The organism is Staphylococcus agnetis (assembly GCF_011466855.1).
In the GTDB taxonomy this organism is placed as follows: Bacteria; Bacillota; Bacilli; order Staphylococcales; family Staphylococcaceae; genus Staphylococcus; species Staphylococcus agnetis.
The window spans coordinates 2,071,966-2,086,103 of sequence record NZ_CP045927.1 but is presented as its reverse complement, the minus strand read 5'-3'; the positions used below and the strand labels follow the sequence as shown (position 1 = coordinate 2,086,103).

Here is a 14,138-nt window from a genome sequence, read left to right as displayed (position 1 = left end):
GTATAGACATCCACGTTCATATGCATATATAAATAGCCTACAGCGTTTATCCCAAAAGGAACGCTGTAGGCTATTTAATTACAGTAATAAGGTTATGAAAAATTAGGATTTCACAATTTCTTGACCGCGCTTATTCCAAGTGAAGATAAAGCTTATCATCGCAAGCACACTGATAACTGTTAATAAGATGAAACCGGCATCCCAGCCATATGCATCTACAACAATACCCATAATGATATTTGCCATCACAGCGCCACCGAGATAACCGAATAAACCAGTTAAACCAGCGGCAGTTCCAGCAGCTTTTTTAGGTACATAGTCTAGCGCTTGAAGTCCAATTAACATTACAGGACCATAAATTAAAAACCCAATTGCGATTAATGCCATGTTGTCGACCCAAGGGTTTCCTGGTGGGTTTAACCAATAAACAATAACAGCTACTGTTACCCCCAACATGAAAATAAATCCTGCAGGACCACGACGCCCTTTAAATACTTTATCTGAAATATAACCACAGAGTAATGTACCAGGTATACCGGCCCATTCATAAAGGAAATACGCCCAACCGGATGCTTTTAAATCAAATCCTTTCGCTTCATTTAAGAAGGTAGGTGCCCAGTCTAGTACGCCATAGCGGACAAAATAAACAAAAATGTTTGCGATTGCAATCATCCAAACCCATTTATTATTTAAAACGTAATTGAATAAGATTTCTTTTGTAGTCAGTTCAACTTCTAACGTTTCATGTGAATGACTTGGATAGTCGTTACGATGATGTTCAATTGGAGGTAAGCCCACCGATTGAGGTGTATCACGAACGAGTACATATGAGAAAAAGGCGATGATGAGTGCGATAAGAGCAGGATAAATAAAGACCCCCTCAAAACCTTTTAAATAGCCAAATGACAATGTACCAGTTAAAGCGACGCCAGCTAGTGCGATAGGGGCCATTAACCCACCACCAACATTATGCGCAACGTTCCAAATGGCAGTTTTACTACCACGCTCACTTACACTAAACCAGTGTACCAACACACGGCCTGATGGTGGCCATCCCATACCTTGGAACCAACCGTTCAAAAATAATAAAATAAACATGATTGAAATGCTTGATGTTAATGCTGGAATGAAACCCATTAATAAATTCACAATTGCGGACAAAACGAGTCCAAGCGTTAAAAATATTCGTGCATTACTCCGGTCACTGACCGTCCCCATCACAAATTTACTAAAACCGTATGCTATTGATATCGCGGATAACGCGAAACCGAGTTCAGCTTTACTGAAACCTTCATCGATTAAAGCCGGCATTGCGAGAGAAAAGTTTTTTCTTAATAAATAATAGCCCGCATACCCAAGAAATATTCCAAGAAAAACTTGAAATCTTAGTTTCTTATATGTATCGTCGACTTGCTCTTTGGGTAGTGGATCAATATGTCTAGCGGGTTTTAAAAAGTTCGCCATATTCAACCTCCTGATGTCAAAATAAAATGTATACTTTATAAACTGAAAGCGTTTACGTTTAATATAATCATAGTTAGTGGCAATATTATTGTCAATAAACTTTTTAATATAATTATTAATTTTTTGGATCTATTAATAAGGCATGATTACAATTGTTGAGAATATTTACGTTAAATGTAAAAATTAGTGTATTTAATATTTGATATCTATGTAGCATGTAAAAATGTAATGATTTGTTAAAGATATGATATCAGTAGAGTTAAGATTAAAAAAGAATAAGGAATTTAGAGGATTAAGGAATTCGATAGCTTACATCTAGAATAAAGACATTATGTTAGAATAATGAAGTCTTTACGTTGGATTGTGCAATGTGTATTTAGTTTTAGAATATAGTAAAGGGTTTGGCGTGAGTTGACGTTTCGTTATGCGTTATAATAAATTTGGAAACATTAACAAAACAGGGAATCATTCGTTGTTCCCAATGAGGTGATCATTATGAAAAAACTGATTCAAGAGAAAACACATTTTTTACAAGACATGCTCGACGGTTTGAAAATCACCCACCCCGAGTTAGATATAGTGGCGGATACCGTTGTTGTACGTCAGTCTAAAAAACAATCGGGCGTCGCTTTAGTGTCAGGCGGTGGCAGCGGTCATGAACCGGCACATGCAGGATTTGTGGCAGAAGGGATGTTAGATGCTGCGGTATGTGGCGAGGTCTTCACATCTCCAACACCGGATAAAGTGCTTGAAGCGATTAAAGCTGTTGATAATGGTGATGGTGTATTGTTAATTGTTAAAAATTATGCTGGCGATGTGATGAACTTCGAAATGGCACAAGAAATGGCTGAAATGGAAGGGATTCAAGTTGAAACAGTGATTGTTCGCGATGATATTGCTATTGATGCTATAGACCAACGTCGTGGTGTAGCAGGAACAGTGCTTGTTCATAAATACGCTGGATATTTATCTGAAAGTGGTACAAACCTGACAGATATAAAAGCTAAAGTAGAAGCTTTTTTAGAAGGTGTGCGCTCTATTGGTATGGCGTTGACGCCACCAGCTGTGCCAACAACAGGTCAGTATGGCTTTGATATAGAAGATACAGAAATGGAAATTGGAATCGGTATTCATGGCGAAAAAGGATTAGAACGTACGCATGTAGAACCGATTCAGGACATTGTGACACGCTTAATTGATAAATTAGAGACTGAAGTTGATGCAACAGATTTAATTGTAATGGTTAACGGTATGGGAGGTACGCCACTTTCTGAACTTAATATTGTGACGAAATATGTATCAGAGGTTTTTGAAGAAAAAGGAAAAACAGTGAAACGCTGGTTTATTGGCGATTATATGACGTCTTTAGATATGCAAGGATTTTCACTTACGGTAGCGCCGTTTGATCAAGGCGTCGTGGAAGCGTTAAACGCACCAACTACGAGTCATTATTTTAATAATTAAGGAGGACATCAAGATGAATGCACAACAATTGAAAGCACGTTTACTTGATTTAGCAACAACATTTAAAAACGAAGAAGCGCATTTAACAGCATTAGACCGTGCTATCGGCGACGGTGACCACGGTGTAAATATGTTGCGTGGCTTTGAAGCTCTAAAAGATAAATTAGACGATCAATCAGTCGAAAGTATTTTAAAATCTACTGGAATGACATTAATGTCGAATATTGGCGGTGCTTCTGGTCCGCTTTATGGTTTTAGTTTCGTAAAGATGGCACAAGTTGCTAAAGATGAAATCGATCATGAAACGCTCGTGGCACTCTTAACCGCTTTTACAGAAGCTATTGCTGCACGTGGAAAAGTGTCAGGTGGAGAAAAAACGATGTATGACGTTATTCATCGTGCGAAAGACGCAGTAGAAAATGGTGAAACAGTGACGCTTAAAACGCTTCAAGGTTATGCCGAAGATACAAAGGATTTAGTTGCTACAAAAGGACGCGCTGCTTATTTTAAAGAGGATTCCAAAGGCCATGTTGATCCAGGTGCTCAAAGTAGTGTCTATATCTTAAACGCGCTGATTGGAGAGGATTAAGATGACAAGTTTAATTATCGTAAGTCATAGTGAAAAAATTGCTGAAGGTACGAAAGAACTATTAGGTCAAATGTCTCCAGACGTGGATGTTATCGCTATTGGCGGTGCGGATGGAGAAATTGGAACTTCATTTGATGCAATTTCTGATGTTCTTAACCAACTTGAAAGTGATGCCTTATGTTTCTTTGATATTGGTTCTGCAGAAATGAATCTGGATATGGCCATTGAAATGTATACAGGGCAATACCGGATTGAAAAAGTTACAGCACCAATCGTTGAAGGCAGTTTCCTCGCGAGTGTGTCTTTAACAACAAATGGCGACTTTGATCAAGCGATTGAAGCGGTTAAAGAAGAATTTGATAAGTAATGATTGAGTGAAACGGGTTGTAGCAAGATGCAACCCGTTTTTTTATGTGATACAAATATTAAAAATTATCGTTCAGACTTTCTTGAAATAGTAGTGTGAAAACAAAAGGTTTAAAACGTATTCACTCCATTGAATAATTCACTATGTGAATATATTAATTATATTTATTATTCGAATGTCTCGTAAATATATGTATCATGTTAAGTTGTAAATGTTATAATATTGTAAAACGGTAAGGGGTTTGAACACCAAGGGAGATACTTTCATGCCGTAGGAAACATCAAAAGAAGGGACGTTTGAAAGATGCAATTTGTTACGTTAACGTCGGAAGAATTCGAAACATTTGCACAGGCGCATTTTTCACATTATACACAAACTGTGTCACATTATTTATTCCGAGAAAGACAAGGGGTCGCGCATCTAGTTGGTGTTAAAGATGATCAACACAATGTGATTGCAGCATGCTTATTAACAGAAGCACGATGCTTAAAGTTTTTTAAGTATTTTTACACGCAGCGTGGACCAATCATGGATTTTAATAACCTTACACTTGTGCAATTTTTCTATCATCATTTAACTGCATATTTAAAAAAACAACGCTGTTTATATGTATTGACTGACCCGTATTGGTTAGAAAATATTAGAGATGCGAAAGGGAATATTATAAAATCTTATGATAACCAAGCACTCATTCAAGTGATGCATAAACTCGGTTATGAACATCAAGGCTATCCAGTAGGCTATTCAACTTCAAGTCAAATCCGGTGGTTGTCGGTCCTAGACTTAAAAGATAAGTCGATTGATGCATTACTCAAAGAAATGGGCTATCAAACACGACGTAACATTAAAAAGACATATGAAATGGGTGTCGAAGTCATGACGCTTCCATATGAAGAGACAGAACGTTTTTTCAAATTATTTCGTATGGCTGAAGAAAAACACGGCTTTAAGTTCCGTGATTTGGCATATTTCGAGCAGTTACAAGATATCTACGGTGAGCGCATCATGCTGAAGTTAGCTTATATTGATTTGAATAAGTTATTAACCGCGTATAAAGACAGTTTGGACGAATTAAATCAACTACTAACTGAAGTAGAAGCTGTTTTAGCAGAAAATAGTAATTCGAAAAAAACGAAAAACAAATATCAACAACTGCAACAACAGGTTGCGAGTCAACAAAAGAAAATTAAAGAGACACAAGCGCGTATCGCATCGGATGGTGAGGTGCTCGATTTAGCAGCCGCTGTCTATATTTATAATGACCATGAAGTATATTACCTTTCAAGTGGGTCAAACCCTAAATATAATGCGTATATGGGGGCATACCGCTTGCAATGGGAAATGATTCAATTTGCCAAAAATTATGGCATCGATCGCTATAATTTTTATGGGATTACAGGCGATTTCTCAGAGGATGCGGAAGATTACGGTGTGCAACGTTTTAAAGAGGGATTTAATGCACACGTTGAAGAGTTTATTGGTGATTTTATCAAACCAATTATGCCATTATGTTACCGCTTATATCAACTAATTAATCGATCTTAAACAAAGGTGATAATTCTGTTGATCTTGGCTGGTTAACAACATATATAGATTCAATGACGTGTATATTGACGTAAAATTATACGCCTTCAAAGTGCATCATTTAAGACTTTGAAGGCGTATTTATTGGAGTAAACTGAGCGACCGTTCGATGGATTAATTAATCTTTTTAACAACTTCTGATTTTAAGCCAATTTGACCAAAACCTGGAATTTTACAGTCGATATCATGTCCATCTTCAGGATCTACAAGTCGAATGTTTTTCACTTTTGTTCCTTGTTTAATTGTGCTAGACGCACCTTTCACTTTTAAGTCGCGAATGACCGCAACAGTGTCGCCATCTTTAAGTTCATTGCCATTGGCATCTCGGATGATCGCAGCTTCTTCTGCTTCAGCCACAGATTCTGGTGTCCATTCATGTGCGCACATCGGACAAACATACAAAGCGCCATCTTGGTATGTGTATTCTGATCCACAGCTAGGACAATTAGGTAACGCAGTTGTCATAATGATGACCTACTTTCTTAAATTTTAGTTTCTTTATTAATCTAGCATAGAATGGTGTAAATGTGTGTATCAATTTTTAGAAAATGTTACGATAAAATTATAATATTATGAAAATGATTTTTGTATTCGACGTCATCGCAATATAAAATCTAATAAGAAAAAGGTGATGAGATGGCAACATTAAACGTATTGAATCCATCGACAAATGAAATCGTAGACACGCTAGACTATACCCAAGAATCAGATATTAATGCGCAAATTGACAAAGCGCATCAAGCATTTTTCTCTTGGAGAAAAGTGGATGCGCATGAACGTTCACGTTTATTGTGGGCGTGGTCGTCTTTAATTAAACAACACAAAGATGAACTGGCACGTCTGATTACATTAGAGGGTGGAAAACCACTCAAAGAAGCAAAAGGTGAAGTCGACTATGCGGTGTCTTATGTCGACTGGTATGCCGAAGAAGCCAAACGCACCTATGGACGCACAATACCAGCGCATACCCCAGATAAAAAGATCATTATTGATAAATTTCCAATTGGTGTTGTTGGTGCCATTACGCCGTGGAATTTTCCTGCGGCCATGATTACACGAAAAATGGCTCCAGCGTTAGCGGCAGGGTGTACCATTGTGTGTAAACCCGCTGTCCAAACCCCGCTCACGACGAAACGTCTCGTGGAACTCGCACACGATGCCGGAATTCCAAAAGATGCCATCAGTTATATTGTCGCAAGTGGTAAAGATGCCGGACGGTTGTTTAATGAACATCCTCATATTAAAAAATTAACGTTTACAGGTTCAACACCAGTAGGGAAAAAGTTAATCGAACAAGCTGCAGCAACTGTGAAAAATGTCACGATGGAACTCGGTGGTTTAGCACCCATTATTGTGCATAAAGATGCGGACATTGAACTTGCAGTAGATCAAACCATTGCATCCAAGTTTAGAAATGCAGGACAAACGTGTATTTGTGCCAACCGCATTTATGTTCATGAAGCCATTGCGGAAGAATTTGAAACACAGCTCATCGAAAAAGTTCATGCGTTGAAAGTAGGAGACGGTTTCGACGCTACTGTTACAGTAGGCCCGTTAATCAATGAAGATGCGGTTGAGAAAGTTTTAGATCACATTGAAGATGCAGCGACACATGGTGGCACGTTATCACGCTCTTTAGATGACATTAAAATCGGAGGCAATTTCTTAAAGCCGGTAGTTATTACACATGCCAATCAACAGATGAAATGCATGCATGAAGAGACGTTTGGTCCGATTGCCCCAGTGATGCGCTATCAACATTTAGATGACGCGATTCAAATGGCCAACGATACTGAATTTGGCTTAGCTGCTTACTTCTTTACGAATGATTATCGAACAGGTCTCTATTTATATAATGAAATTGATTATGGTGTTATCGGTTGGAATGATGGTGCGCCATCAGCAGCGCACGCACCATTCGGTGGTATGAAAGAAAGTGGTTACGGGCGTGAAGGCGCGATAGAAGGTATTGAACCTTATTTAGAAACAAAATATTTATCAATTAACATTAAATAATTTGTATTCATAAGAAGTGTATACCGTGTTGAAGTTGATTGTATTTGTGCTGTTATTTTTAAATATTGCGTATATTACAATCGCATATCTTAAGAAAAAGGATGACATGATATTCATTATGAATTTCAACCAATTTTCAGAGGCGACACGCAATCGTGCGTGGACATATTGGTATATATACATCATCATGATTAATCTTGGTTTAGGATTCCTATTTGCATCGATACTATTTAAGGGGTGGTGGTATATCCTAGTTATCGTATTGTGTACCATTATTGCTCTCTACGCATTTTATAAAATGAATCAACTAAAAAAGAAACGTAGGTGACCATCATAGATATCGCGAGTATTGTATCCATCATAATTATGATTTTTGTGGCAATATTGATACTCATCATTTATTTGAGAAAGTGTAATGCGCTCGTCGCAAATTTTGATATGTCTCAAATACCAAAAGCACATATTCAAACCGCATGGAATTTGTGGCTCGTGGGCGCATTGAGTGTGTTAGTGGCTGCCATCATCACGATTTTATTACGTGTAGTTTCTTCCAGTATACTTACCTTCGTGCCAGTAGTCATTGGCGTCGTCGTCATGACGATGTGCTTTATTAAAATTAATCAATATTGTAAACATTAATTGGATCCCTTCAACTGTTATGTATGTGTGCAACAGTTGAAGGGCTTCTTAGTTTGTGAATCATTTCCGTAACGTCTTTCTACATTCTGGGCTATAATAAAAATGGATTAGAAAAAAGAAACGGTGAGCCAATTATGAAACAAAACACTTCAAAACAAGTGAAAAAAGAATATTTAACCATTAATCGTAAGCGACATGGAATAATCATGGAGTCAAGAGATTGGTCAAATCCTGTCTTGCTCATTATTCATGGCGGACCAGGGTTTCCGTTGTATCCTTTTATGAGTGCACACGATGTTGATTTAACACATCAATATACAGTTGTATATTGGGATCAACCAGGTACAGGCATGTCGGGAATACGAACAGAGCCCACGATACAAGCGCTTGTTGAAGATGCCCATCAGTTGATTCAATATTTAACAACAACATTACACCAGTCAAAAGTATATTTAATGTGTCATTCGTTTGGTACAATTATTGGCACACATCTTGCGCATCAGTACCCTCAATGTATTGCGACATACATTGGCGTAGGTCAATTAGGCCATGTCCTTAAAAATGAACATCGCATTTTAAATCAAATTAAAATGTTTGCGCACCAAGAAGGCGACCATGAGGGGTTACAACTGTTAGAAAAAGTACGATTAGACTATGATTTTCACACTAATAAATATTATCGTCTATTAAGAGATTGGTATACTGCGCGTTATAAATCTGGTTTTTCAAGTAGAGGGTATGGGCTGTTGAAAATGATTCAAGTTATTTTAAAAACACCGCACTATACATTACGTGAACGTTTAAATATTTTTCGAAGTGGTCTTGTGGGGTCTCCACACCTCAATCGAGAGATGACACATACAAATTTATTAGATATTGCCCAGGAAATATGGGTGCCCATTGTCATTATGCAAGGTGTGCATGATATGCAGACAACGCTTGAAGAAAGCAGGATTTTTTTTGAGAAGTTAGGGTCTCGATATAAGCGATATTACTACTTTCAAGACGCCGCACATGCGCCTTTTGTCGATGAAACGGAAAAATTTTTATTTATTATGAAAGAAATTATTGACCCTCACGCTACGTGATACATTACATTCAAAGTACGGAGGTGACATCATGACACGTTATTCTACAGGGGAACTTGCCAAATTATTTGGGATATCAGCACGCACGTTACAGTATTATGATGAAAAAAATATTTTGAAACCAGCATTCACGAAAGACAATCAGTATCGTGAATATAGTGAAGAAGAAGTCCAAAAATTGAAAGCGATACTTTTACTAAAAAAATTGGGATTTAAATTGAGTGCGATTGCTAAAATTGTTGAAGAACAACATGCATTAAAAACTGTAAAAATGTTGCTAGATGACAATATGGAACAGCTAGAACAAGACATCCATCAAAAACAAGCACAATTAAAGGAGATGAAAGCGATGAATAAAATGATTCATGACAATAGTGACTCTCCAATTACAAAGCTCAAAGATATTGATGCTGTACTAAAATCGAATCAAGATTTTCCATTCTTAACGTATAAAACAATTGGTATTGCAACAGGGGCAACGCTATTTGAATGGATGGCACATTATCAAAGTTACAAACATAAAAAAGTATGGCCATCAGTGCTAGGTATTACAAGCAGTATTGCCGCAGCAGCTTATATTACGCAAACCTATTACCATAGTGTAAGTTACATGTGTCCAAATTGTCATCACGTATTTAAACCTGATTTTAAAGCTTGGTTGTTAGCACCACATACACCCCGGACACGTAAACTCACATGTCCAGAGTGTGGCTTCAAAGGCTATTGCTTGGAAGTCGTAGATCATGAAAAAGTGTAGTTATTAACTTGAATATTCCTATAATATGTGTGCTGAGGAGGGATGAGTTGGATCTGAAAATTATGATTCCACTTATACTAATCGTTATAGTTTATTTAACCTATTGTTTATATGATTTAATTAAAGCTCCGAATGTCAAATTTTTTTCTAAATGGATTTGGGGAGTAATCATTTGTATTTCAATACCCTTTGGAGGAGTTGTTTATATTTTAATTGGACGAAATGCTGAAGAGGTAAATAAATGACATATTTGTTAAAGGTTAGAAATTTATCGATAATTTCAAGAAATTTCAAAATACTCGATGATATTAATTTCACTATCTCTAAAACATCAGGTACTGTTGGACTAATAGGCCCTAATGGTGCAGGTAAAACAACTCTGATTAATGGTATTCTTGGTCAAATACAACCTACAAAGGGTGATGTGTTTGTGAATTTAGAAAAAATTGGCTTTTGTCCTGATGTGCCAAATTTTGACCCCTTTCTAACTCCCTTAGAAATATTAGAACAAACTCTAAGACTAAGAGGCATATATCATAAAGACGATATTAAGAAAATGATTTTCTTATTAAAAGAAGTGGATTTGATTGAACATAAGGATAAAATTGTCTCGCGCTTTTCTAGAGGAATGAAACAAAGGTTAGGAATTGCTTCTGCGCTTATACTTGAACCTGACATCATTTTTTTAGATGAACCTACTAGCGCATTAGATCCATTTGGTAAAAAAGATATTTATAATTTAATTGATAAAATTTCAAAAGATAGAGTGGTTGTTTTATCCAGCCATAACTTAAATGAGATAGAAAACAATGTAGAGGATTTAATCGTTTTAAATAAAGGACAATTGATTTTTGAAGGAAATATTAAAGAATTTACTAAGAAAAATAGCGATTGTTATGATTTAGAATTTATAAATAAAGCTGTTGCAAAAACATTTTATGAGCTTATATTGCATAATAACATTAAATCAATAAAGATTAATGAGAAAAAAATTAGATTCGATTCTACTGAAATTGAAAATGTAATTCAACTGTTAGCTCCCTTTTCCCGTAACATTACTAAACTAGATGTTAATAAATTTTCATTAAATGAAGCATTTGAATGGCATATTAATGAAGCGAAAAGGGGGCATTGTAACCAATGATTAGATTGGAATTTTTATTTTGGCTGAGAAGTAAAAGATTTTTGATATTATTAGCAATATTTATTTTTTCAGGACTTACCTCTCCATTATTTTCATATTATTCAAATGAAATCATCAATGGATTTGGCAATGTCAATAATAAAATCATGATATCTAATCCTGAATGGGAGGACTTAATCAAATCTTATTTTAAGAATACATCACAATTAGTGCTTTTTATAAGTGCTTACATCGTAGCAGATAGATGCAGATTAGGAAAAGATAAGGCGCTTCAACTTTTTTATACAACAAGAGCAAAAAACGCATGGAGGATACTGTTACCTAAAGTTATAGTAAGTTTAATAGTCACTTGTATAAGTAGTGTTGTCGGTGCATGTACAACATTATATGTTACTTGGGTAATCTTTGATGATTTTGTTTATAGTTTGGCAATTAAAGCGTTACTTATTCAACTATGTGGTATTTTAATATTTATCACATGGTCAGGACTTATTTCTTATTGGATTAATTCACCCTTTATTACTGCAATATTTATAGAAGGGTTAATCATGAGTGCTATATTTTTTAATTTTAATGATGAATTCCAAACTTGGTCGCCTACAGGTTTGTTATCCCCTGTAAAAATATTACAATATGAAACAGTAAACTATGAGAATTGGATTCAAATTATTTCAAGTGTAATAGTCTGTTTCATTCTATTAGGTTTAACATTTTTTAAGCCACTAAGAAAAAACACTAAAATTGAAAATGGTAATAATAGACAATAATGTTAATGTTATTTAAGGTCTCAAACTTGCATACGCTACTTTATCGGAACCTACCTTTGTAAGCGCTTTTAATTTTGTATTGATTCCTAATATGTGCTGCTATATGATGAGTATGTATTTAAAATCATTGAATGGAAGTGTTGGTATGAAAATCGTAGCGGTGACGTCTTGTCCAAATGGAATCGCGCATACGTATATGGCGCAAGAGAAGTTAGAACAAGCTGCGCATGAATTAGGGATTGATATGAAAGTTGAGACGCAAGGCGGTGTTGGCGTTGAAAATCAGTTGTCTGCGAAAGATATCGCAGAAGCGGATGGCGTCATTATAGCCGCTGACCGTCAAGTTGATTTGTCGCGTTTTAATGGGAAGATGCTAATCAATGAAACTGTACGCGCAGGTATTCATCATCCGAAAGATTTAATTCAGCGTATTCAACAGAAAAAGGCCACGGTATATCACAGTGATACCCAATCTGATGAAACGATACCGTCCAATGAAGACGATAAACAACATAAAGGAATGCAACATGTGTATCAACATTTAATGAACGGTGTATCTTTTATGGTCCCGTTTATCGTTGTAGGGGGATTGTTGATTGCGATTGCATTATCACTAGGCGGTGAAAAAACGGCAACGCAAGGGATTGTCATTCCTGATGATTCTTTTTGGAAGCCTTTTGAAAAAATAGGGGCATTGGCTTTTAGTTTTATGGTACCGATTCTTGCAGGTTATATTGCGATGAGCATCGCTGATAAACCAGGCCTTGTTCCCGGTATGATTGGTGGCGCGATTGCCGCGGATGGTAGTTTCTATGGCAGTGATGCAGGTGCTGGATTTTTAGGCGGAATCGTTGCTGGTTTTCTTGCAGGGTATATAGCGAAATGGATAAAACAAGTGAAAGTGCCTAAAGCAATGGCACCGATTATGCCGATTATAATTATACCGATTATTTCCTCCGTCATTGTGGGCTTAATTTTTATTTATGTGATTGGGGCGCCTATCGCTGGTATTTTTGCAGGTTTAACGGCTTGGCTTAAGGGCATGCAAGGGGCGAATATTGTGATTTTAGCGATGATCATTGGCGCCATGATTGCATTTGATATGGGTGGTCCAGTTAATAAAGTCGCATTTTTATTCGGCTCTGCTTTAATCGCTGAAGGCAATTATAGTGTCATGGGTATGGTTGCGGTTGCTGTGTGTACACCGCCAATTGGTCTGGGTATCGCAACTTTTATGAATCGCCGTAAATTCAACCATAACGAAATTGAAATGGGTAAAGCGTCGTTCACGATGGGGTTATTTGGCATTACTGAAGGTGCCATACCTTTTGCGGCGCAAGATCCATTACGTATTATTCCAGCAAATATTATCGGTGCGATGGTGGCCGCTGTGATTGCGGCGCTTGGTGGTGTAGGTGACCGAGTAGCGCACGGGGGACCTATCGTTGCGGTATTAGGTGGGATTGATAAAGTGTTGATTTTCTTTATTGCTGTTTTAATTGGTAGTTTCGTGACAGCAGCACTCGTACTTGTTTTGAAAAAGCGTACGCCTATTGTAACGACTGCTAGTGGTCCGGTAACATCGATTGAAACTACTGAAAACACAGGGCATGCTGACGCGACAACAAATACAGATGTATCACAAACGCAATTGATTCATAAAAACACAACAATGATTAAAACGCAACCGATGACGCGAGATGAGGCAATCGAACACATGGTTTCAAACTTGGACAAACATGGTTATGTTAAAGATAAAGCAACATTAACGCGAGATATCTTTGCGCGAGAAGCAGAATCTACTACTGCGCTCGGCATGAACATTGCGATGCCACACGCAAAGTCAGCAGGTATTAAAGAACCGGTCGTGTCAGTCTTAAAAAATAATGAAGGTGTGACGTGGGAAAGTTTAGATGGCACAGTTCCTCAAATTGTTTTTCTAATTACAGTGCCAGAACATAGTCACGATATGCACTTAAAGACACTCCAAAACTTGTCACGCCATTTAATGGATGACGCCAAACGTGAAGCGCTACTCCAAAGTGAAACAGAAAATGTCTTGTATCAACATATGATAGAGATTATGAAATAAATACGTTTTAAATGGAAAATGACAACCTCTAACGTTCATTTAAAATGAATGTTGGAGGTTTTTTATTATGTTAATAAACGCCAAAAAAATAAATCGTCTGCCATTTTTTAATATCATTTTCAATAATACTTTCAAAATATTCTGACTTTGTATAAAATATACATTAA

At 36.8% G+C, this 14,138-nt stretch carries 13 protein-coding genes; 11 read left to right on the top strand and 2 right to left on the bottom strand.

Features of this window, described 5'->3' with window-relative positions; genetic code table 11:
- Positions 1–102 precede the first annotated feature (102 nt).
- On the bottom strand, positions 103–1,464 hold the full coding sequence (gene glpT / locus GJE18_RS10555; protein WP_107396996.1) for a glycerol-3-phosphate transporter: 1,362 nt from the start codon (positions 1,462–1,464) through the stop codon (positions 103–105).
- A gap of 495 nt (positions 1,465–1,959) precedes the next feature.
- Here glpT and dhaK point away from each other — a divergent pair, with 495 nt between their 5' ends.
- From dhaK to GJE18_RS10535, 4 genes are all read left to right on the top strand, one after another.
- Complete coding sequence (gene dhaK / locus GJE18_RS10550) at positions 1,960–2,928, top strand: dihydroxyacetone kinase subunit DhaK (RefSeq protein ID WP_060551859.1); 969 nt, start codon at positions 1,960–1,962, stop codon at positions 2,926–2,928.
- A 13-nt stretch (positions 2,929–2,941) separates the two neighbouring features.
- Positions 2,942–3,517, top strand: a complete 576-nt coding sequence (gene dhaL, locus GJE18_RS10545) for a dihydroxyacetone kinase subunit DhaL (protein WP_060551858.1) — start codon at positions 2,942–2,944, stop codon at positions 3,515–3,517.
- A 1-nt stretch (position 3,518) separates the two neighbouring features.
- Positions 3,519–3,884, top strand: coding sequence for a dihydroxyacetone kinase phosphoryl donor subunit DhaM (dhaM, locus tag GJE18_RS10540; protein ID WP_060551857.1), 366 nt, complete (start codon positions 3,519–3,521; stop codon positions 3,882–3,884).
- Between the two features lie 303 nt (positions 3,885–4,187).
- Positions 4,188–5,429, top strand: coding sequence for an aminoacyltransferase (locus tag GJE18_RS10535; protein WP_165886147.1), 1,242 nt, complete (start codon positions 4,188–4,190; stop codon positions 5,427–5,429).
- 153 nt (positions 5,430–5,582) lie between these two features.
- On the opposite strand, the gene GJE18_RS10530 is transcribed toward GJE18_RS10535, so the two are convergent.
- On the bottom strand, positions 5,583–5,933 hold the full coding sequence (locus tag GJE18_RS10530; protein ID WP_060551855.1) for a zinc ribbon domain-containing protein YjdM: 351 nt from the start codon (positions 5,931–5,933) through the stop codon (positions 5,583–5,585).
- Between the two features lie 171 nt (positions 5,934–6,104).
- Between GJE18_RS10530 and GJE18_RS10525 the strand changes: the two genes are divergently transcribed.
- From GJE18_RS10525 to GJE18_RS10495, 7 genes are all read left to right on the top strand, one after another.
- Positions 6,105–7,484 (top strand): NAD-dependent succinate-semialdehyde dehydrogenase, encoded by a 1,380-nt coding sequence (locus tag GJE18_RS10525; RefSeq protein ID WP_107368975.1) that lies wholly within the window; start codon positions 6,105–6,107, stop codon positions 7,482–7,484.
- Between the two features lie 324 nt (positions 7,485–7,808).
- Complete coding sequence (locus GJE18_RS10520; RefSeq protein WP_107368977.1) at positions 7,809–8,123, top strand: hypothetical protein; 315 nt, start codon at positions 7,809–7,811, stop codon at positions 8,121–8,123.
- Positions 8,124–8,257: 134 nt separating this feature from the next.
- Entirely contained in the window at positions 8,258–9,211 is a 954-nt protein-coding gene (locus GJE18_RS10515; protein ID WP_060551851.1) for an alpha/beta hydrolase, read from the top strand.
- Positions 9,212–9,242: 31 nt separating this feature from the next.
- Positions 9,243–9,968, top strand: a complete 726-nt coding sequence (locus GJE18_RS10510; RefSeq protein WP_107368978.1) for a MerR family transcriptional regulator — start codon at positions 9,243–9,245, stop codon at positions 9,966–9,968.
- A gap of 241 nt (positions 9,969–10,209) precedes the next feature.
- Positions 10,210–11,112: an ABC transporter ATP-binding protein gene (locus GJE18_RS10505; RefSeq protein WP_107376505.1), complete on the top strand. Its 903-nt coding sequence runs from the start codon at positions 10,210–10,212 to the stop codon at positions 11,110–11,112.
- Positions 11,109–11,879: a hypothetical protein gene (locus tag GJE18_RS10500; protein WP_107368823.1), complete on the top strand. Its 771-nt coding sequence runs from the start codon at positions 11,109–11,111 to the stop codon at positions 11,877–11,879. Before GJE18_RS10505 ends, GJE18_RS10500 begins: the two co-directional genes overlap by 4 nt.
- 145 nt (positions 11,880–12,024) lie before the next feature.
- Positions 12,025–13,971 carry a fructose-specific PTS transporter subunit EIIC gene (locus GJE18_RS10495; RefSeq protein ID WP_107368836.1) on the top strand — a complete coding sequence of 649 codons (1,947 nt, stop codon included), beginning with the start codon at positions 12,025–12,027 and terminating at the stop codon, positions 13,969–13,971.
- Positions 13,972–14,138: the final 167 nt, after the last annotated feature.